This is a genomic window from Rubritepida flocculans DSM 14296, assembly GCF_000425365.1.
GTDB classification, from domain to species: domain Bacteria; phylum Pseudomonadota; class Alphaproteobacteria; order Acetobacterales; family Acetobacteraceae; genus Roseococcus; species Roseococcus flocculans.
Map to the genome: position 1 here is coordinate 26423 of NZ_AUDH01000007.1, position 20057 is coordinate 46479.

General features: G+C 71.1%; 21 protein-coding genes. 11 read left to right on the forward strand and 10 right to left on the reverse strand.

Annotation, left to right across the window (positions count from 1 at the left end; all coding sequences use genetic code 11):
- Positions 1–2: 2 nt before the first annotated feature.
- The 6 genes from H596_RS22865 to H596_RS0108670 all read left to right on the forward strand — a co-directional run bounded on the left by H596_RS22865 (position 3) and on the right by H596_RS0108670 (position 6849).
- Entirely contained in the window at positions 3–1373 is a 1371-nt protein-coding gene (locus H596_RS22865; protein WP_051212675.1) for a CYTH and CHAD domain-containing protein, read from the forward strand.
- A gap of 54 nt (positions 1374–1427) precedes the next feature.
- Positions 1428–1991, forward strand: a complete 564-nt coding sequence (locus tag H596_RS20825; protein ID WP_084602644.1) for a thermonuclease family protein — start codon at positions 1428–1430, stop codon at positions 1989–1991.
- Positions 1992–2310: 319 nt separating this feature from the next.
- Complete coding sequence (locus tag H596_RS0108655) at positions 2311–4137, forward strand: ribonucleoside-diphosphate reductase subunit alpha (protein ID WP_027284544.1); 1827 nt, start codon at positions 2311–2313, stop codon at positions 4135–4137.
- A 441-nt stretch (positions 4138–4578) separates the two neighbouring features.
- Positions 4579–5625 carry a ribonucleotide-diphosphate reductase subunit beta gene (locus tag H596_RS0108660; RefSeq protein ID WP_027284545.1) on the forward strand — a complete coding sequence of 349 codons (1047 nt, stop codon included), beginning with the start codon at positions 4579–4581 and terminating at the stop codon, positions 5623–5625.
- Positions 5626–5782: 157 nt separating this feature from the next.
- Positions 5783–6472, forward strand: coding sequence for an SCO family protein (locus tag H596_RS0108665; RefSeq protein ID WP_027284546.1), 690 nt, complete (start codon positions 5783–5785; stop codon positions 6470–6472).
- Between the two features lie 89 nt (positions 6473–6561).
- Positions 6562–6849, forward strand: a complete 288-nt coding sequence (locus H596_RS0108670; protein ID WP_027284547.1) for a hypothetical protein — start codon at positions 6562–6564, stop codon at positions 6847–6849.
- 173 nt (positions 6850–7022) lie between these two features.
- On the opposite strand, the gene H596_RS20830 is transcribed toward H596_RS0108670, so the two are convergent.
- The 5 genes from H596_RS20830 to rutA all read right to left on the reverse strand — a co-directional run bounded on the left by H596_RS20830 (position 7023) and on the right by rutA (position 10608).
- Positions 7023–7511 (reverse strand): Hsp20/alpha crystallin family protein, encoded by a 489-nt coding sequence (locus H596_RS20830; protein ID WP_051212679.1) that lies wholly within the window; start codon positions 7509–7511, stop codon positions 7023–7025.
- A 109-nt stretch (positions 7512–7620) separates the two neighbouring features.
- Positions 7621–8391: a pyrimidine utilization protein D gene (gene rutD, locus H596_RS0108680; protein ID WP_027284548.1), complete on the reverse strand. Its 771-nt coding sequence runs from the start codon at positions 8389–8391 to the stop codon at positions 7621–7623.
- Positions 8388–8792, reverse strand: a complete 405-nt coding sequence (gene rutC, locus H596_RS0108685) for a pyrimidine utilization protein C (protein WP_027284549.1) — start codon at positions 8790–8792, stop codon at positions 8388–8390. Before rutC ends, rutD begins: the two co-directional genes overlap by 4 nt.
- A complete protein-coding gene (gene rutB, locus H596_RS0108690; RefSeq protein ID WP_027284550.1) occupies positions 8792–9526 on the reverse strand; it encodes a pyrimidine utilization protein B in 735 nt (244 codons plus the stop codon). Before rutB ends, rutC begins: the two co-directional genes overlap by 1 nt.
- Positions 9526–10608: a pyrimidine utilization protein A gene (rutA, locus tag H596_RS0108695; RefSeq protein ID WP_027284551.1), complete on the reverse strand. Its 1083-nt coding sequence runs from the start codon at positions 10606–10608 to the stop codon at positions 9526–9528. The genes rutB and rutA overlap by 1 nt, the downstream gene beginning before the upstream one ends.
- 264 nt (positions 10609–10872) lie before the next feature.
- Between rutA and H596_RS0108700 the strand changes: the two genes are divergently transcribed.
- Positions 10873–11916: an ABC transporter substrate-binding protein gene (locus tag H596_RS0108700; RefSeq protein ID WP_027284552.1), complete on the forward strand. Its 1044-nt coding sequence runs from the start codon at positions 10873–10875 to the stop codon at positions 11914–11916.
- A 24-nt stretch (positions 11917–11940) separates the two neighbouring features.
- On the opposite strand, the gene H596_RS0108705 is transcribed toward H596_RS0108700, so the two are convergent.
- From H596_RS0108705 to queA, 4 genes are all read right to left on the reverse strand, one after another.
- Positions 11941–13131 (reverse strand): M20 family metallopeptidase, encoded by a 1191-nt coding sequence (locus tag H596_RS0108705; protein WP_027284553.1) that lies wholly within the window; start codon positions 13129–13131, stop codon positions 11941–11943.
- Positions 13132–13201: 70 nt separating this feature from the next.
- Positions 13202–13669 (reverse strand): preQ(1) synthase, encoded by a 468-nt coding sequence (gene queF / locus H596_RS0108710; protein WP_027284554.1) that lies wholly within the window; start codon positions 13667–13669, stop codon positions 13202–13204.
- Positions 13666–14778, reverse strand: coding sequence for a tRNA guanosine(34) transglycosylase Tgt (gene tgt / locus H596_RS0108715; protein ID WP_027284555.1), 1113 nt, complete (start codon positions 14776–14778; stop codon positions 13666–13668). Before tgt ends, queF begins: the two co-directional genes overlap by 4 nt.
- Positions 14775–15881, reverse strand: coding sequence for a tRNA preQ1(34) S-adenosylmethionine ribosyltransferase-isomerase QueA (gene queA, locus H596_RS0108720; RefSeq protein WP_027284556.1), 1107 nt, complete (start codon positions 15879–15881; stop codon positions 14775–14777). Before queA ends, tgt begins: the two co-directional genes overlap by 4 nt.
- A 110-nt stretch (positions 15882–15991) precedes the next feature.
- Between queA and H596_RS0108725 the strand changes: the two genes are divergently transcribed.
- From H596_RS0108725 to bcp, 4 genes are read left to right on the forward strand one after another with little or no spacing between them, the layout of a single operon-like run.
- Positions 15992–17209 (forward strand): MFS transporter, encoded by a 1218-nt coding sequence (locus H596_RS0108725; protein ID WP_027284557.1) that lies wholly within the window; start codon positions 15992–15994, stop codon positions 17207–17209.
- Positions 17210–17236: 27 nt separating this feature from the next.
- Complete coding sequence (locus H596_RS0108730) at positions 17237–17677, forward strand: hypothetical protein (RefSeq protein ID WP_051212682.1); 441 nt, start codon at positions 17237–17239, stop codon at positions 17675–17677.
- A gap of 13 nt (positions 17678–17690) precedes the next feature.
- On the forward strand, positions 17691–18332 hold the full coding sequence (locus H596_RS0108735; RefSeq protein ID WP_027284559.1) for an aspartate/glutamate racemase family protein: 642 nt from the start codon (positions 17691–17693) through the stop codon (positions 18330–18332).
- Positions 18333–18388: 56 nt separating this feature from the next.
- The gene (bcp, locus tag H596_RS0108740) at positions 18389–18856 is read left to right on the forward strand and encodes a thioredoxin-dependent thiol peroxidase (protein WP_027284560.1); all 468 of its coding nucleotides are present in this window, start codon (positions 18389–18391) and stop codon (positions 18854–18856) included.
- A gap of 172 nt (positions 18857–19028) precedes the next feature.
- Here the strand turns inward: bcp and ilvC are convergent, their stop codons facing one another.
- Positions 19029–20045, reverse strand: a complete 1017-nt coding sequence (gene ilvC / locus H596_RS0108745; RefSeq protein ID WP_027284561.1) for a ketol-acid reductoisomerase — start codon at positions 20043–20045, stop codon at positions 19029–19031.
- Between the last annotated feature and the right edge of the window lie 12 nt (positions 20046–20057).

Here is a 20057-nt window from a genome sequence, read left to right on the forward strand (position 1 = left end):
GCATGATCCGGCTCGAGCTCTCCTGCCCCGGGCGGCGGCCGCGCCACCCCGCCCTTTCCGACTCGCCCGCATGGCGGCGCGAAACGCGGGTGTGGCTGCGCGACCCCGAGGGCGGGCTGTGGGAGCGCCAGGGCCGGCTCGCCCGGCGGATCGAGCCCCTGCCGCCGCCCGACTGGCCCGCCCTGCCCGGCGCCCTGCCCTGGGAGGCGCCCGGCCCGCCGCCCGCCGAAGCGCTGGAGATCGCCCGCTTCAGCGGCCGGCGCGCCGCCCTCGCCCCGGGGCTCGACTGGATCGAGGGGCGGATCGTGACACCCGAGGGCCGCAGCCAGCGCGCCACCCGGCTGCTGGCCGAGGGCGAGGCGGCGGGGCTGCTCGCCCTCTGCGCCGATCTGGCGCGCAGCCTGCCGCTGCTGCCCGCCCGGGTCGGGCTGGCCGAGGAGGCGCTGGCGCTGGCCGAGGGGCGGGCGCCGCGCCCGCGCCGGTCGGGCCCGCCGACTCTGGCGGGCGCGGAGACGGTGGAGGGGGCGCTGCGCGCCGCGCTCGGCCATCTGCTGGAGGTGCTGCTCGCCGAGAGCGCGCTCTGCCGGCTCGAGGCCGGGCCGCGCGGCGTGCACCAGAGCCGGGTGGCGCTGCGCCGCATGCGCTCCCTGCTGCGGATCTTCCGCCCCGCGGTGGACGGGCCCGACTGGCGCGCCTTCGACGCGGCGCTGAAAGGGCTGGCCGCGACGCTCGGCCCGGCGCGTGACTGGGACGTGTTCCTGGAGGGAATCGCCGCCGGCGCCCTGGAGGCGCTGGGCGGGGATGCGCGGCTGCGGCGGCTGGTCGGCGCCGCCGGGCGCGAGCGCGCCGCGGCCTACGCGGCGGTGGCGGCGATGCTGGAAGGGCCGGAGTTCCGCCACGCCCTGTGGCTCGGCCTTGCGCTGCTGCTGCTGCGCCCCGCGGATGCGCCGGCCCAGCCGCTCCTCCCCTTCGCCGCCGAGGTGCTGCGCCGCCGCTGGAAGCGGCTGAAGAAGGCGGGGAAGCAGGTGGAGGCGCTGGGCCCCGAGGCGCTGCACGAGATGCGCCTCGACGCCAAGCGGCTGCGCTATGCGGCCGAGCCCTTCGCCGCGCTCTGGCCGGGCAAGGCGGCGCGGCGCTTCAACCGCCGACTCGCGGCGCTGCAGGATGCGCTGGGGCTCGCCAATGACGCGGCGGTGGCGCGCGGCCTCGCGGCGCGGCTCGCCGGGCGGGGGGCCGGGGAATTCGCCATCGGCGCCGTGACCGGATTCGCCGCCGGCCGGGCCGAAGGCAGCCGTCTGGCCGCCATCGCCGCCTGGGAGGAGCTGCGCCGCAGCCCCCGTTTCTGGAAGGCGGCGGAGGCCGAGGCTTCGTAATACGGCGTAACACGGGGTTGCCAGCGCCCCGGAGGACGGGTTAACGAACCTCTCATGCGCCGACGTCGCCTCTTCCGTTCCGCGCCCGCCCCCCGCCGCTGGGGGCGGACGGCCGTGGTGGGCGCCGCCGCCGGCGCGGGGGCGCTGGTGATCGCCCTCGGCCTGCCCTCGGAGCTGATGGGCTCCGCGCCCCGCCACCAGGAATGGCGCGCCTCCGCCGCCGAGCTGCGCGTGGTGGACGGCGACACGCTGCGCCTCGGGGACCGCACGCTGCGCCTCTATGGCGTGGACGCGCCGGAGCGCGGCCAGCACTGCACCGACCGCCAGGGCCGCCTCTACGACTGCGGCACCGCCGCCGCCGCCGCGCTGGCGCGGCTCGTGGCCGATCGCGGCGTCGAGTGCCGGCTGCAGGGGCGGGACCGATTCGGCCGGGCGCTGGGCGTCTGCCGCTCGGGCGAGGTGGAGCTGAACCGCGCTCTGGTCTCGGCCGGCTGGGCGCTGGCCGATGCGGCGGCCCACCCCGCCCTCGCCGCCGCCGAGGCCGAGGCGCGGCACGCCCAGCGCGGCCTCTGGACCGGCGGATTCGAGCCCCCCGCGCATTGGCGCGACGGGCGGTAACGCCCGGCCCTCCCCTTCTCGGCCCCACCGCGCCCCCCCGGGTCCCTGTGGATTGCGGGGATCATGGGGATGGCGCGCCCGCGGCCCTCGCGCGGCGGGATTGTGGCTGGCATGTCACAGCGGGCGCTTGTCTCAGCGTGGCGCGGGGGCATCTGCAGCGGGGCGCGGGCGCAGCGGATGGCGGATTTCCGCGGCGCGCCCCGAGTCGCCAGACCACTTCATCTGGTGGAGGGCGCCGCCCCCGACCGCTAGATGTGGTTGAAGGGCGGCGAGGCCTGAGGCATCATCCCCGACCGGGGGATCGGAGGGGGATCGGATCGTGTTCGACGCCGTTCAGTTGCAGGGGCATCACCAGGTCCAGGTGGACCGTTCGCGCGACGCGCTGCTGACCGATTTCGGGCGCGCGACGCTGGATGACCGCTATCTCATGCCGGGCGAGTCCTATCAGGATCTCTTCGCCCGCGTCGCCTCGGCCTATGGCGACGATCCGGCGCATGCCCAGCGCCTCTACGACTACATCTCGAAGCTCTGGTTCATGCCGGCGACGCCCGTGCTGTCCAATGGGGGGACGACGCGGGGGCTGCCGATTTCCTGCTTCCTGAACGAAGCGAACGACAGCCTCGAATCCATCGTCGGCCTCTGGAACGAGAATGTCTGGCTCGCCTCCAAGGGCGGGGGCATCGGCTCCTACTGGGGCAATCTGCGCTCGCTCGGCGAGAAGGTGGGGCAGAACGGCAAGACCTCGGGCATCGTGCCCTTCATCCGGGTGATGGACAGCCTCACCCTCGCCATCTCCCAGGGCTCGCTGCGGCGCGGCTCGGCGGCGGTCTATCTGCCGGTGCACCACCCGGAGATCGAGGAGTTCATCGAAATCCGCCGCCCCACCGGCGGCGATCCGAACCGCAAGGCGCTGAACCTGCACCATGGCGTCCTGGTCAGCGACGCCTTCATGCGCGCGGTGGAGGCCGATGAGGCCTGGGCGCTGACCAGCCCCAAGGACCATTCCATCGTCAAGACCGTCTCCGCCCGCAGCCTCTGGATTCGCATCCTCACCGCGCGGATCGAGACGGGCGAGCCCTACATCGTCTTTTCCGACCATGTGAACCGCGCCCGGCCGGAGCACCACAAGCTGGCGGGGCTGGAGGTGAAGACCTCCAACCTCTGCTCCGAGATCACCCTGCCCACGGGCATGGACCATCACGGGCAGCAGCGCACGGCGGTGTGCTGCCTCTCCTCCCTCAACCTCGAGACCTGGGACGAGTGGCACAAGGACCCGCTGTTCATCACGGACGTGATGCGCTTCCTCGACAACGTCCTGCAGAACTTCATCGACACCGCGCCCGACACCATGGCCAAGGCGCGCTATTCGGCGATGCGCGAGCGCAGCGTCGGCCTCGGCGTGATGGGCTTCCACTCCTTCCTGCAGCAGAAGGGGGTGCCCTTCGAGAGCGTGATGGCGAAGGTTTGGAACAAGCGGATGTTCAAGCACATCCGCGAGCAGGCGGATGCGGCCTCGCGCCTGCTGGCCGAGGAGCGCGGCCCCTGCCCGGACGCCGCCGAATACGGCTTCATGGAGCGCTTCTCGAACAAGATGGCGATCGCGCCCACCGCCTCCATCTCCATCATCTGCGGCGGGGCCTCGCCGGGCATCGAGCCGATCGCGGCCAATGTCTATAATCACAAGACGCTCTCGGGCAGCTACATCGTCCGCAACCCCTATCTGAAGGCGGTGCTGGCGAAGCACGGGCGCGACGACGCCGACACCTGGACCTCGATCACGGTCAACAAGGGCTCGGTGCAGCACCTCGATTTCCTGAGCCAGGACGAGAAGGACGTATTCAAGACGGCCTTCGAGCTCGACCAGCGCTGGGTGATCGAACACGCGGCGGACCGCACGCCCTATATCTGCCAGGCGCAGTCGCTCAACATCTTCCTGCCGGCCAATGTCCACAAGAGGGATCTGCACCAGATCCACATGCTGGCGTGGAAGAAGGGGGTGAAGAGCCTCTATTACTGCCGCTCCCTCTCCATCCAGCGGGCGGATACGGTGAGCGAGAAGGCCATCGCCATCGCGGTGGAGGACGCGCCGAAGGCGGCGGCGCCGGCGAGCACGACCAACTATGAGGAGTGCCTGGCGTGCCAGTGAGAGGCTTCGCCCCTCACACTCCCCATCCAGGGGCGCTGCCCCTGGACCCCGACAGGAAACTCAGTTTCCTGCACCTTCGTCCGATTGGTTCATATTCATGAAAGGATCCATTCGGATGATGAATTATCATTACACTTGCATTGTTGTTCTTCGATCCATGATTGATGGACTTACTTCTCATCTTAGAATCAGAGATAAAAATCTTGATCTAACAGACGAAGAATGGTGCGCCTATCAAGACCTCAAGAGTCACCTTAAGTCTCTTCTGAGTTGGCATTTATACCAGACACCAGAATATCAGAGCTTTGAACGCTAACGTCTGAACAGCCGGATCGAAGGTCCAGGAAACTAAGTTTCCTGGCGGGGTTTCAGGGGCGGCGCCCCTGACGGGGTGCGCGAGGGGCAAGGCCCCTCGCATCAACAACTAAGAGCGAGAGACAGATGCCCGACGGAATCACCACCGACGAACTGCCCGTCAAGTTCGACCTGCTGACGTCGAACCCGGTCTACAAGCCCTTCCGCTACCCCTGGGCCTATGAGGCCTGGCTGCAGCAGCAGCGCATCCACTGGCTGCCCGAGGAAGTGCCGCTCGCCGATGACGTGAAGGACTGGCAGAAGAACCTCACCGCCGCCGAGCGCAACCTGCTCACCCAGATCTTCCGCTTCTTCACCCAGGCGGATGTCGAGGTGAACAACTGCTACATGAAGCACTATTCCCAGGTGTTCAAGCCGACGGAAGTGCTGATGATGCTCAGCGCCTTCTCGAACATCGAGACGGTGCACATCGCCGCCTACTCCCATCTCCTCGACACCATCGGAATGCCCGAGATCGAGTACCAGGCCTTCCTAAAGTACAAGGAGATGAAGGACAAGTACGACTACATGCAGTCCTTCACGGTCGAGAACAAGACCGAGATCGCCAAGACGCTGGCCGCCTTCGGCGCCTTCACCGAGGGGCTGCAGCTCTTCGCCTCCTTCGCCATCCTCATGAACTTCCCGCGCTTCAACAAGATGAAGGGCATGGGGCAGATCGTGAGCTGGTCGGTGCGCGACGAGACGCTGCACTGCCTCTCCGTGATCCGCCTCTTCCGCACCTTCATCGCCGAGAATCCGGAAATCTGGACGGAGGAGCTGAAGCGCGACCTCTACCTGATCTGCGCCACCATCGTGGACCACGAGGACGCCTTCATCGACCTCGCCTTCGAGCTCGGCGGCGTGCAGGGCCTCACCGCGGCCGATGTGAAGCAGTACATCCGCTTCATCGCGGATCGCCGCCTGACGCAGCTCGGCCTCGAGGCGCTCTATCACGTCGAGAAAAACCCGCTGCCCTGGCTCGACGAGATGCTCAACGCCATCGAGCACACCAACTTCTTCGAGAACCGCGCGACCGAATACTCCAAGGCCTCGACCGAGGGCACCTGGGAGGAGGCCTTCGCCGACGCCACCTTCACCAGCGCCCAGCCGCAGGGGGCGCTCGCCCTGCCCTGACAGGGCCGGCAGCCGCGCCGGACCGATCGCGCGCAGGGTTGGCGGGGCGGCCGCGCACCGCTTCCTCCTGTGCGCGGTTGGCGCGAAGGGCAGCCCCGCGCCGCGGCGGGGGCTCAGCCCCTTGGCCGGCCGCGGCGCGCCGGGCTATGCCGCGGCCATGCTGCGCGTCATCCGCTTCTCCGCCCTCGCCCTTCTGCTCATCGTCACGGGGCTGTGGGGTTATGCCTGGGTCCGCAAATCGCCGCAGGAAACCCTGGGCGAATCCTTCGCCGGGCTTCTGGTCGGCGTCTTCGGCCAGCAGCAGGCCGTGCCCTCCGCCGGCGGCGGCATGCAGCTTCCGCCCGGCCTCACCCTCGGCGGGCCTTTCCGCCTGACGGACCACACGGGCCGCGCCGTCACCGAGCAGGATTTCGCCGGGCGCTGGCTGCTCGTCTATTTCGGCTTCACCTATTGCCCGGATGTCTGCCCCACCGAGCTCGGCACCATCGCCGCCGCGCTCGACGCCCTGGGCGCGGAGGGCGAGCAGGTCACGCCGCTGCTCATCACCATTGACCCGCAGCGCGACACGCCCGAGCAGCTCGCCAACTACGTCACCCTCTTCCATCCGCGCCTGATCGGCCTGACCGGCACGGCGGAGCAGATCCAGGAGGTGGCGCGGCGCTACCGCGTCTATTACGCGCGGGTGAACAACCCCGACCTGCGCGACTACACCATGGACCACTCGGCCTTCATCTACCTCACCGGCCCCGATGCGCGGGTGCGGGCGCTGTTCCGCCCCGAAACCCCGCCCGAGGCCATCGCGGCCGCGGTCCAGGCCCAGCTTCGCGCCGCGCGCGCTCGAAGCTGACCTCCCCCCCTGGCGCGGCCGGGCGGAACAACCCATACAAAACACATGCGAATGGCCCGTGCGGGCCGATTCGCCGCGAGGAGTGTGCAATGTCGGACGAGGAGCAGAGACCCGAAGGCGCCGAGGACAGCGCCCGCAGCGGCGGGCCGCCGCGCCAGGGTCGCCGCCTCTCCGACAAGATCCTGGTCGCCTTCCACCAGGCCTGCGACCAGGGGGATTTCGAGGTCGCCGAACAGCTTCTGCGCGTGCTCGAGATGATGCTCACGCGCCGCACCGTCTCGCCGGACGCCAATCGGCGGCGCAACATCGAGACGCTGGTGGCGGCGCATGAGCGGCTGTGGCATCTGCGCCACCCGGATGCGGGCGGCGAGATCTAGCCGCCCGCCCCCTCATCCCAGCGGCCGCTGTTTCTGACCCGTGAGAGGGCGGCGCCGCCGCTGGGACGCCTTTGTCTTGGCACGCGCCGCCCCACCGGGCCCCAACGCGGCCTGCCGCGTGGGGTGGTGGGAACCCGGCCTGCGCGTTACGTCCGGCGAAGCCGCCGGCCGTATCAGCCTCCCGCCTGGATGGCGATGCGGCTCGCGCCCTTGGGCGCCTCGGGCGGGCGAGGCAGGAAGACGTGCAGCACCCCGTTGTCGAAGCGGGCCTGCACCGCGTCGCTCTGCGGCGCGAAGGGCAGGGCGAAGCGGCGCAGATAGCTGCCGCTCATGCGCTCGATCAGGTGGTAGCGCTTCTCCTCCTCCTTCTCCTCGCGCTCCTGTCGGCGCTCGGCCTTGAGGGTCAGCACATCGCCCTCCAGGTCGAGGCTCACCTCCTCCGGCTTGAAGCCGGGCAGCTCGGCGCTGATCTCGAGGCCCTTTTCCGTCTCGGCCACATTCACGCGCGGGCTGACGAAGCCCGTGCTGGTGGTGGCCATGGCCGGCAGGCCGAAGCCGCGGCCGAACTGCTCCAGCATCCGGTCCATCTCGCGGCGCAGCGCGACGAAGGGATCGCCCTCGGCGGTGGTCCGGCCAGGCGCGAGCAGGGATTTCCAATCCATCGGGACACCTCTCTGGCAGGAATGACAGGGCCGGCGGCCCCGGCGCACCCGCCGAAGCCGTCGCCATGCCCTTCCTGCCACGCCGCCGCGGGCCGCGCCTTGATGGCGCTCAATCCCCGGCCAGGAAGCCCGCCAGCTCGCTGTTGAAGGGCTCGGGCCGCTCCACCGTGAAGGCGTGCGCCCCATGGTCGGTGAGCCAGAGCCGCGCATTCGGCAGCGCCTCGGCCAGGCGCTGCGACGCCGTCCAGGGCACCAGCAGGTCATCCTTCGCCGCCGCCACCAGGGTGGGGGCCGCGATCCCCGCGAGCCAGCCGCGCGCGTCGAAGGCGCGCAGCGCGGCGATGCGCTTCCTCAGCGTGTCCTCGCCCTGGAAATGCGCCGTGCCATGGGCGATCTCGGCGAGGATCTTCGCGTGGTGCGCCGAGGCGTATTCCGCGCTGTGCAGAAAGAGCGGCTGGGCCGCCACATAGGCCGCCGGCCCCTGCGCGGCGAGGATGCCGAGCCGGATGTCGAAGCAGCGCTCCGTGTGCGGATCGGCCTTCGCCCAGGCATTGACGAGCACGAGGCGCCCCACGCGCTCCGGCGCCATGCGCGCGAGCTCGAGCGCGACGAGCCCGCCCAGCGCATGGCCCAGCACATGGGCGCGCGCCACGCCGGCCCCATCCAGCACCTCGATCACGTCGCGCGCCATATGGGCGATGGCGTAGCCCTCGGGCAGCGCCTCGCGGTTCGCCCCCGTCCCGCGATGGTCGTAGTGGATGACGCGGAAGCGCGGCTCGAGCGCGGGAAGCTGCGGCGCCCAGAACCCGGCCAGCCCGCCGAGCCCGGCGGAGAGCACCACCGCCTCCCCGCCCTCGCGCCCCGTGACGGTGAACTTCACCTGCGGCCGATGTGCGCGATGGAGGCGATCTCGACCACCGCACCAGGCTTCACCAGCCCGCACTGGATGCAGTAGCGCGCCGGCTTGTCGCCCGGGAAGAACTCCGCATAGACGGCGTTCATCGGCGCGTAGTGCTTCCAGTCCGTGACGAAGATCTGGTTGAACACGATGTCCGCCATGGTGCCGCCCGCGGTCTCCACCACCGACCTGATGGTCTCGAGCACCTGGCGCGTCTGCGCCGCCGCGTCGTCGGGGAAGAGGACGTTGTTCTCCTTGTCGAAGGAGAGGGTGCCCGCGACGTAGAGCACGGAGACCTCGTTCCCCGCGGGCGCGACCGCGCCCGGCGAATAGGGCGCGAGCGGCTTGCCGGAGCCGGGCGGAATGACGGGGACGAAGGGCATCAGGCGTTCTCCTCGCTCTGGTTCAGCGCGCCGCAGAAATCGGCGACGGTCGAGACCCAGCCGAAGAAGGTCTCGATGTTGTAGATCGCGGCCTTCTGCGCGAAGTCGGGGCCCGCGGCGTGCGTCGCGTCCTCCAGCACCACGCCGAAATATTCGAGGTGGAAGGCGTCGCGCAGCGAGCTCTCCACGCAGACATTCGTCGCGATCCCGGTGAAGACGATGTTGCGGATGCCGCGCGCGCGCAGCAGGCTGTCGATGTTCGTGTTGAAGAAGCCGGAGTAGCGCGTCTTGGGCACCACGATGTCGCCCGGCTGCGGCGCCAGCTCCTCCACCAGCGCGTAGTCCCAGCCGCCCTTGGCGAGCAGCTTGCCCTGCAGCTCGGGCCGCTTGCGCATGGTCTTGAGCGCGTTGGACTTGTGCCAGTTGGGCGAGCCGGGGCCGCCCGCCTCGCGGTAGTCGGGGTCCCAGCCGTTCTGGAAGTAGATGACGGGAATGCCCGCGGCGCGCGCGGCCTCGGCCGCGGTCTTGATCCGCGCGATGCAGGCCGCCGCCCCGGAGATGTCGAAGCCCGCAAGGTCGAGGTAGCCGCCCTCGCTCGCATAGGCGTTCTGCATGTCCACGATGATCAGCGCCGTCTGCGCCGGATCGAGGCGCAGCGGCTCGGGGCGCGCCGGCAGCACGAAGGGGCCGCGCGCGGCGGTGGCGGGCGCGTAGCCGGCGGGGGCGTCGCTCATCAGGCGGCTTCCTTCGTCACACGCTGGCGGCAGCGCATCAGCGGCTGGATGCGCGTGCCGAAATCCTCCACGCCCTTCAGGAAATCGTCGAAGGTGAGCAGCACGCCGCCCGTGCCGGGCACGGAGGCCACCTCGTCGAGCATCCGCGCCACGGTCGCGTAGCTGCCGATGAAGGTGCTCATGTTGATGTTCACCGCACTCGCCGCGTCGGCGAGCTGGCGCACATTGGTGTCCGCGCCCGGGCGCTTGTCCGCCCCGGCCTGGGCCTGCATCCAGGCGATGGCCTCCTGATCCGCGCCGGACTTGATGTGCTCCCAGCGCGCCCAGGCCGCCTCGTCCGTCTCGGCGGCGATGACCATGCAGAGCACGAAGGTCTGCACCTCGCGCCCCGCCTCGCGCGCGAACTCCTGCATGCGCTGGGCGAGGGGCGCGAAGGCCTGGGGCTGGTTGATCCCCTTGCCCAGGGTGAAGCTGTAGTCGGCGTGGCGTGCGGTGAAGCGCAGCCCCTCGGTGGAGGAGCCGGCGCAGATCAGCTTCATCGGCACGGAGGGCCGGGGCGAGAGCTGGCAGCGGTTCATCGTGAAGAACTCGCCCTTGAAGTCGCTCTCGCCCCTCTCCCACAGCTCGCGCAGGATGGTGGCGTATTCGGCGAGCATGTCGTAGCGCCGGTGGAAATGGCTCTCGCCGGGCCAGAGCCCCATCTGGTCGTACTCGGCCTTCTGCCAGCCGGTGACGAGGTTCAGCCCGAAGCGCCCGTTGGAGATGGAATCGATCGTCACCGCCATGCGCGCGGCGATGGCGGGCGGGATGGTCAGCGTCGCGACACTCGCGAAGAGCTTGATCCGCGTGGTGACGGCGGCGAGCCCGGCCATGAGCGTGAAGCTCTCGAGGCCATGGTCCCAGAACCGCGTCTTCCCGCCGAAGCCGTGCAGCTTGATCATCGAGAGCACGAAGTCGAGCCCGTGCCTTTCGGCCGCCAGCGTGATGTCGCGGTTCAGCGCGAAGGAGGGCATGTACTGCGGCGCCGTCTCGCTGATCAGCCAGCCGTTGTTGTTGATCGGGATGAAGACGCCGATCTGCATCGTTTTCCTCTCCATGCGACGCGGCGTTATCTCGGGCCAGCGCGGGCGGCGCGCCATGGGGGGATCGGCCCGCGCCAGTCCGGCCATGCCTCGGATTTGCCTTACAATCCAGCAATCTTCGCACCGATTGCCCGCGGCTTGGGCGCTGATCGCGCCACCCCCCGCCCGCCATGCGCTTCGGCCCTTGCCGCCAAGGGGGGCGCGCCGCCAGTTTCGCTCGCAGCCGCGCCGGGCCTCGCCCCCGCCGCGCCCGAGGAGCACGTCATGGACCTTCGCCTTTCCCGCCGCGCCGCGCTCGGCGCCGTTCTCGCCGCCCCGCTCGCCGCGCCGCATGTCGCCAACGCCCAGGCGCGCCCCACGGTGCGCTTCGCCTTCGACTGGATCCTGAACGGGCCCTACGCCTTCGGCATCGCCGGCGAGCGCAACGGCTTCTTCCGCGAGGCGGGGGTGGACATTACCATCCAGCGCGGCTTCGGCTCGGCGCGCGTGCCGCTCGACATGTCGGCCGGCACCTTCGACATCGCCATGGCCGACCCCACGCCGGTGCTGCGCTTCATGTCGCAGAACCCGAACAACGACCTGATCGCGGTGGCGCTGCTGTGGGACCAGGCGCCGACGGCGGTGACGGTGCGCGCCGATGGCCCCATCCGCACCGTGGCCGACCTCGCGGGCAAGACGCTGGCCGCCCCCGAGTTCGACGGCGCCCGGCAGGTCTTCCCCGCCTTCGCGGCGGTGAACAACATCCCGCTGAACTCCATCACCTGGATGAGCGTGGCGCCCGAGCTGCGCGAGACCATGCTGGTGCAGCGCCGCGCCGACGGCATCACGGGCTTCGTCACCTCCACCGCGCTCAGCCTGCGCGCGCTGGGGATGGACCTGCCCGCGCAGCGCATCTTCCGCTACCGCGAGCACGGGCTCGACTTCTTCTACGGCTCGGTGCTGCTGACCACGCGCAGCTACATGAACGCGAACCCCGAAGCGGTGCGCGCGGTCACGCACGGCATGATCCGCTCGCTGCGCTGGGCCTTCGCCAACCGCGCGGCCGCGATCGAGGCCCTGCGCGCGCGCGAGCCGCTGACGGACGTGGCCATCGAGACCTTCCGCCAGGACATGGCGATGCGCGAGCTGGTGGACAGCCCGAACGTGCGCCGCCTGGGCCTCGGCGTCATCGAGGCGCCGCGCTTCGCCCGCCAGATCGAGGCGGTGAAGGCCGCCTTCAACCTGGGCGAGATGCCCACGCCCGACCGCTTCTACACCGACCGCTTCCTGCCGCCCGCGGCGGAGCGGCAGCTTCCCCCGGTGAGCTGACGCAGCCGCGCGATGCGGGCGGGGTTACAGCCCCGCCCGATCGAGCCGCAGGATCGCGCGCGCCAGGGTCTGCGCGCGCGGCACCAGGCTCGCCACCTCCAGATATTCCTCGGGGCTGTGCGCGAGCCCGCCCACCGGCCCCACGGCGCAGAGGGTGGGCGCCCCCTGCTGGGCGGTGAAGCCCGAATCCGCGCAGCCGCCGCTGAACTCGCCCTCCACCGCAAGCCCCGCATCGGCCGCCGCCGCCTGGTAGAGGCCGAACAGCCGCCTGGCCGCAGCATCCTGCGTCAGCGGGTTGAACTCGCCCTTGATGGTCAGCCGCGCGCGGGTGCCGGGAATGGCGCTGCGCGCCACGATCTCCTGGATCTTCGCCATCACCTCCTCGCGGTCGGCGGGGTTCACGTAGCGCAGGTCGATCTGCCCCTGGGCGTGCGGGGCCACCGTGTTCACGCTCTGCCCGCCGGAGACGAGGCCGACGTTGAGCGTGATCCCGCGCTCGAGATCGGTCAGCGCGTGGATGGCGATGATCTTGTGCGCGAGCTCGCCGATCGCGGAGATGCCGGCCTGGAAATTGCCGCCCGAGTGGCTCGCCTTGCCCTCGATGTCCATCACCATGAACACGCCGCCCTTGCGGCCGGTGACGACATTGCCCTTGGGCCGCCCGGGCTCGGAGTTGAACACCACCCGCGCGCCGCGCGCCTCCTCCTCGATCACGGCGCGGCCCTCGGGGCTGCCGATCTCCTCGTCGCCGGTGAAGAGGCCGACCAGCGGGCCCGGCGCGCCGCCGAACTTCGCGAAGGCGGCGAGGACGAACATGTTCATCACGAGCCCGGCCTTCATGTCGGCCACCCCCGGGCCATAGGCGCGCCCGCCCTCGATGCGGAAGGGCCGGCGCTCGGGCTCGCCCTTGGGAAAGACCGTGTCGCGGTGGCCCATCAGCACGATGTTGGCGGCCCGGTTGCCGCGCGCGGGCGCAGTGCCTTCATGCGGCAGGATGGCGCGCAGACAGTCGCCGAAGCGCTCGCCCTTCACCGTCTCGACGCGGAGGCCGTGGCTCTCGCAGAACTCCCTGATCTGCGCGCCCACCGCGTCCACGCCCGCCTTGTCGTAGCTGCCGCCATCGGTGTTCACCATGCGCTCCAGCGCGGCGAGCATCGCGCCCTCCTGCGTGGCGAGCCAGGCGGTGATCTTCGCTTCGACGCTCTCGGTGTTCATGCGGCTGCCCCTTCCTCGGAATGGGCGCGCAGGCCAGCACGCGCGCGGGCGCGCCGCAACCGGGGGAGGCTCAGCCCCGGCCGCGATAGGGGGGCACGCCCTGGTCGGGAATCCACACGCCCGCGGGCGGCGTGCCGGTCGCGTAGAACACGTCGATCGGGATGCCCCCCCGCGGATACCAGTAGCCGCCGATGCGCAGCCACACCGGATCGAGCAGCGCGACGAGGCGCTTGGCGATCTCCACCGTGCAGGCCTCGTGGAAGGCGCCGTGGTTGCGGAAGCTGCCGAGGAAGAGCTTGAGGCTCTTGCTCTCCACCAGGAAATCCCGCGGCACGTAGTCGATGACGAGATGCGCGAAATCGGGCTGGCCGGTCAGCGGGCAGAGCGAGGTGAACTCGGGGGCGGCGAAGCGCACGCAATAGGCCGTGCCCGGATGCGGGTTGGGCACGCGCTCCAGCACGGCCTCATCGGGGCTCGCGGGCAGGCGCGCGGCCTGGCCGAGCAGCGTCAGGCCCGTGGTGTCGGTGGTGGCGGTCATGTCGGCCTCGCCCAGTCGGCTTCGATCAGCGCCGCCTCCTGCTCGAGGCGGTGCTCCAGGATGGCGCGGCGCAGCCGCCGCATCAGGTGCTGGAAATAGTGCAGGTTGTGCCAGGTGAGCAGGATCGGCCCCAGCATCTCGTCGCACTTCAGCAGGTGGTGGATGTAGGCGCGGCTGTGGTTGCGGCAGGCCGGACAGTCGCAATCGGGATCGAGCGGCCGCGCATCCTCGGCGTGCTTGGCGTTGCGCAGGTTGAGAGGGCCGCGCGAGGTGTAGGCCCGGCCCATGCGGCCCGAGCGCGTGGGGATCACGCAGTCGAACATGTCGATTCCGCGCCGCACCGCGCCCAGCATGTCGGCCGGCATGCCCACGCCCATGAGGTAGCGCGGATGGGTCTCGGGCAGCAGAGGCACGGTCGCGTCCAGGGTCGCGAACATCGCCTCCTGCCCCTCGCCCACCGCGAGCCCGCCCACCGCATAGCCCTCGAAGCCGATGGCCGTCAGCGCGGCCACGCTCTCTGCGCGCAGGTCGGGGTAGGTGCTGCCCTGGACGATGCCGAACAGCCCATGCCCCTCGCGCGGGGCGAAGGCGGCGCGGCAGCGCGCGGCCCAGCGCATGGAGAGCCGCATGGAGGCCGCCGCCTGCTCGTGGGTGGCGGGAAAGGGCGTGCACTCGTCGAAGCACATGGTCACGTCCGCGCCGAGCAGGCGCTGGATCTCCACGCTGCGCTCGGGCGTGAGGCGGTGCTTCGTGCCGTCCACATGGGAGCGGAAGGTGACGCCCTCCTCGTCCATCTCGCGCAGCCCTGCGAGGGACATGACCTGGAAGCCGCCGGAATCCGTGAGGATGGGCCCGCGCCAGTCCATCATCCGGTGCAGCCCGCCCAGCCGCGCCACGCGCTCCGCGCCGGGGCGCAGCATCAGGTGATAGGTGTTGCCGAGCACCATGCGCGCGCCGGTCGCGCGCACGCCGTCCGCCGTCATGGCCTTCACCGTGCCGGCCGTGCCCACGGGCATGAAGACGGGCGTCTCCACCTCGCCATGGGCGGTGTGCAGCACGCCCGCGCGCGCGCGCCCGTCGCGCGCCGCCTCCACCCAGCGCAGCGTCATGCGGCGAGATCCTCCTCCTGGCGGAAGAGCAGCGAGGCGTCGCCGTAGGAGTAGAAGCGGTAGCCCTGCGCGATGGCGTGGGCGTAGGCGCGGCGCATCCGCCGCATGCCGGCGAAGGCGGAGACGAGCATCAGCAGCGTGGATTTCGGCAGGTGGAAGTTGGTGAGCAGCAGATCCGCCGCGCGGAAGCGGAAGCCGGGGAGGATGTAGAGATCGGTCAGCCCCCGGAAGGGCGGGATGGGCGCGCGCGGATCATCCACCCCCTGCGCCGCCGTCTCCAGCAGGCGCAGCGCCGTGGTGCCGCAGGCGAGCACGCGCCGCCGCTGCGCGCGCGCGGCGTTGATGATGGCCGCCGCCTCGGGCGTGAGCTCGCACCATTCGCTGTGCAGACGGTGCCGGCGCGGATCGCCCTCGCGCACCGGCAGGAAGGTGCCCGCGCCGACATGCAGGGTGACGGTGGCGCGCCGCACCCCGCGGGCCGCCAGCGCATCGAGCAGCGCGGGCGTGAAATGCAGGCTGGCGGTGGGCGCGGCCACCGCGCCGGGCCGGGCGGCGAAGATGGTCTGGTAATCCGCGCGGTCCTCGGCGCGAGGGCCGGCGTCGCGCTGGATGTAGGGGGGCAGCGGCACCTCGCCCGCCGCTTCCAGCGCCGCTTCCAGCGCGGCGGGGTCCGCACCGAAATCGAGCCGCGCGGCGCCGCCCTCGGGCTTCTCGACGACGCGGGCGGTGAGCCCCGCGCCCTCAATGGCGATCTCGTCCCCCGCGCGCAGGCGGCGCGCGTTGCGGATCAGCGCGTGCCAGGTGCCGTCGCCCTCGGCGCGGTTGAGCATGATCTCCACCGCCGCCCCCTCGCCCGCCGTCCCGCCGAAGGCCGCGGCGCGCGGCAGGCGCCGGCCGCGCAGCCGGGCGGGGATCACCCGCGTGTCGTTCACCACCATCACGTCGCCGGGTTCGAGCAGGGCGGGCAGATCGCGCACGCCGCGGTCCTCCAGCGCCTGGCCGCGCACCACCAGCATCCGCGCCGCGTCGCGCGGGCGGATCGGCGCCTGGGCGATCAGCGCCTCGGGCAGCGCATAGTCGAAATCCTCGGTGGAGAGGGGCATGGCGCGGGGCCGGTAGCGCGCCCCCGGGGCGGGCGCAACCTCGGCCGGGGCGGCGGTTGCGGCCGCGCCCGCCAGCGTGGATGCTGCAGGGCGCGCCAGAGGAGCCCGCCATGACCGCCTCCGCCCGCTCCGCGGGCCTGCTGATCGCCTGCGCCGTGCTGGCCGCCGCCCTCGCCATGGGGCTGCGGCAGAGCTTCGGGCTGTTCCTCGCGCCGATGACGGGGGATCTCGGCTGGTCCGCCTCGGGCTTCGCGCTCGCCATCGCGCTGCAGGTGCTGGTCAATGGCGTCGCGCAGCCCCTCTGCGGCCAGGTGGCGGACCGGATCGGCGGGCGGCGGGTGATCGTCGCGGGCGCGCTGCTCTACGCGCTCGGCATTCTCGGCATGGGGCTGAGCGCGAGCCTGTTCTGGTTCACCTTCTTCGCCGGCCTGGTGATGGGCGTGGCCGTCTCGGCCGCCGGCATGCCGGTCATCATCGCGAGCCTGACGCGGCTGCTGCCGGAGGAGAAGCGGGGCCGCGCCGTGGGGCTCGGCACGGCGGGCTCGAGCTTCGGGCAGTTCATGGTGGTGCCGCTCGCGCAGGCGGGCATCTCGCTCGCGGGCTGGCAGGGGGCGCTGTTCCTCATGGCCGGGGCGGCGCTGCTGATGGCCCCCCTCGCCCTGCCGCTGAACGACAGGCCGGCGCCCCCCGCCGCCGGCGCCGCGGAGGAGACGGCGCGCGCCGCGCTGGCCCGCGCCTTCCGCAGCCCCTCCTTCTGGTGCCTGTTCTTCGGCTTCTTCGTCTGCGGCCTGCATGTGAGCTTCCTCTCCGTGCATCTGCCGGGCTTCGTGGCCACCTGCCACCTGCCCGCGAGCGTGGGGGCGGCGGCCATCGCGCTGATCGGGCTGTTCAACATCCTGGGCTCGCTCGCCTCGGGCGAGCTCGCGCAGCGCTGGCGGCGGCGGGAGCTGCTGGTCGCGATCTACGCGCTGCGCGGGGTGCTGATGGCGGGCTTCCTGATGGCGGAGAAGAGCGCGGCGAATGTGCTGATCTTCTCCGCGCTCATGGGCGTGCTCTGGCTCTCCACCGTGCCGCCGACCGTGGCCCTGGTGGCGCGCAATTTCGGCACGCGCTGGCTCGCCACCATCTTCGGGCTGGTCTTCCTGGGGCACCAGGTGGGCGGCTTCGCGGGCGCCTTCCTGGGCGGCGTGATCTTCGACGCCACCGGCAGCTATGACCTGATGTGGAGCCTCTCCATCGCCGCCGCCGCCTTCGCCGCGCTGGTGCATCTGCCGGTGCGCGACCCCGCGCCCCTGGCGGCGCCCGCCGCAGCCGCTACAAGGGGCTGAACCCCAGCAGAGGAGTCGGCCCCCCGGATGCTGCGCCGCCGTTCGCTGATCCCCGCCGCGCTGGCCGCGCTGGCCGCGCCCGCGCTGGCGCAGACTCGCCAGGCCCCGCCGCATGAGTGGCTCTTCGGCGTCTGGACGGGCGGGCAGTATCCCGCGCTCGACACCGACAGCCCGCGCTGCTTCGGCACGGGCACGGTCATCTTCACGCTGGACGTGGTCCTGCGCGCCGCCGCCCTGGACGTGGCCTATCGCCAGCGGCTGATCGAGACGGTGGCGCTGACGCCGGACGGGGTGGAAATCCGCCTGGTGCCCGTGGGCCCGCAGGGCGGCCGCCTGCCGCCCGAGATCGGCTTCGGCTGCGACGGCAACCCCAATCTGCTGCGCGTGAGCCGTCGCGGCCCCGACGAGATCGTCTTCCCCAATTGCGGCGAGTTCCCGCTGCCGCTGCGCCGCTGCCGCACGGGCTGAGACGGAGCGCCCCGTGCCCGCCCGCATCGCCCTGATCCACGCCCTGCGCCATTCGCCCCCGCCGGTGGAGGCCGCCTTCGCCCGGCTCTGGCCCGGCCAGGTGCTGATGAACCTGATGGACGACAGCCTCTCGGCCGACCTCGCGCGCGAGGGCCGGCTGTCGCCCGCGATGACGCAGCGCTTCCTCGCGCTCGGGCGCTATGCGGCGTCCACGGGGTGCGACGCCATCCTCTTCACCTGCTCCGCCTTCGGCCCCTGCATCGAGGCGGTGGCGCAGGACCTCGCGCCCATGCCGGTGCTGAAACCCAACGAGGCGATGCTGGCCGAGATCGCGGCCGCGGGTCTGCGGCGCGTGGGGCTGCTCGCCACCTTCCCCGGCACCCTCGCCTCCATGCCGCCCGAGTTCCCGCCCGGCGTCGAGGTCACGCCCATGCTGGCCGAGGGCGCGCTCGCGGCGCTGGATGCGGGGGATGCGGCCGCGCATGACCGCCTCGCCCTCGAGGCCGCGCGCCGGCTGCGGGATGTGGAGGCCATCGCGCTCGGCCAGTTCAGCCTGGCGCATGTGGCCCCGGCCGTGGCGGAGGCCACGGGGCTGCCGGTCTTCTCCACACCCGAGAGCGCGGTGCGGATGCTGCGGGCCCGCCTCGGCGGTTGAAAGCCGCGGCCCCGCACGCACATCCCCTGCCATTGCAGCGAGAGGAGATGGCGGCGATGAGCGAATTGGCGGTGGGCGATGAGGCGCCGGGCTTCACCCTTCCAGCCTCGGGCGGCCGGACGGTGAGCAGCGAGGCGCTGAAGGGCCAGCCCTATCTGCTCTATTTCTACCCCAAGGCCGACACGCCGGGCTGCACCAAGCAGGCCTGCGGCATCCAGGAGGCGCTGCCGGCGCTGGGCAAGCTCGGCCTGACGGTGATCGGCGTGAGCCCGGACCCGCTGCCGCCCATCGAGAAGTTCGCGAAGAAATACGGGCTCGCCTTCCCCCTCGCCTCGGACGCCGAGCACAAGGCCGCGACGGCCTATGGCACCTGGGTCGAGAAGAGCATGTACGGCAAGAAATACATGGGGATGGAGCGGTCGAGCTTCCTGGTCGGCGCCGATGGCCGGATCAAGGCGATCTGGCGCAAGGTGAAGCCCGAGGCGCATGCCGCGCAGGTGCTGGAGGCGGCGAAGGCGCTGTAGCGGCGGGGGAAGGCCGGGGCGGGCGCATCCCGCCCCGGGCCGGGCTCTCATACCAGCGGCCGCTGATTTCGACTCCTGAGGAGCCGGTGCGGCCGCTGGTATGCCTTTGTTCTGGCGCGCAGCCGCCCACCAACCCTGCGCGCGATACGGTCGGCATGTGATGCCGACCGAGTCAGTTCTGCGCCTTGTCCACCAGCGCGGACTTCTTGATCCAGGGCATCATGGCGCGCAGCTTCTCGCCCACCTGCTCGATCGGGTGCTCGGCCAGGCGGCGGCGCGTGGCCTTGAAGCTGGCCTGGTTCACCTTGTTCTCGAGCATCCAGTCGCGCGCGAAGCGGCCGGACTGGATGTCCTCCAGCACGCGCTTCATCTCGGCCTTGGTTTCGGCGGTGATGATGCGCGGGCCCGTGACGTACTCGCCGTACTCGGCCGTGTTGGAGATCGAGTAGTTCATGTTCGCGATGCCGCCCTCGTAGATCAGGTCCACGATGAGCTTCACCTCGTGCAGGCACTCGAAATAGGCCATCTCGGGGGCGTAGCCGGCCTCGACCAGCGTCTCGTAGCCCGCCTTGATGAGCTCCACGAGGCCGCCGCAGAGCACCACCTGCTCGCCGAAGAGGTCGGTCTCGCACTCCTCCTTGAAGGTCGTCTCGATGATGCCCGAACGCCCGCCGCCGATGGCGCAGGCGTAGGAGAGCGCGATCTCGAGCGCATTGCCCGAGGGATTCTGGTGCACGGCGACGAGGCAGGGCACGCCGCCGCCCTTCTGGAACTCGCCGCGCACCGTATGGCCGGGGCCCTTGGGCGCGATCATGAACACGTCCACATCGGCGCGGGGCTCGATGAGGTTGAAGTGCACGTTGAGGCCGTGCGCGAAGGCGATGGCCGCACCCGGGCGCAGGTTGTCGTGCAGATGCTCGCGGTAGAGATCGCCCTGCAGCTCGTCGGGGGTGAGGACCATCACCACATCCGCCCACTTCGCCGCGTCGGCGGGCGTCATCACCTGGAAGCCGGCGGCCTCGGCCTTCTTCCAGGAGGCGCCGGGGCGCGCGCCGATGACGACGTTCTGCACGCCGGAATCGCGCATGTTCATCGCATGGGCATGGCCCTGCGAGCCGAAGCCGATCACGGCGACCTTCTTCGCCTTGATCAGGTTCACGTCGGCATCACGGTCGTAATAGACGCGCATCTCTGGCGCACT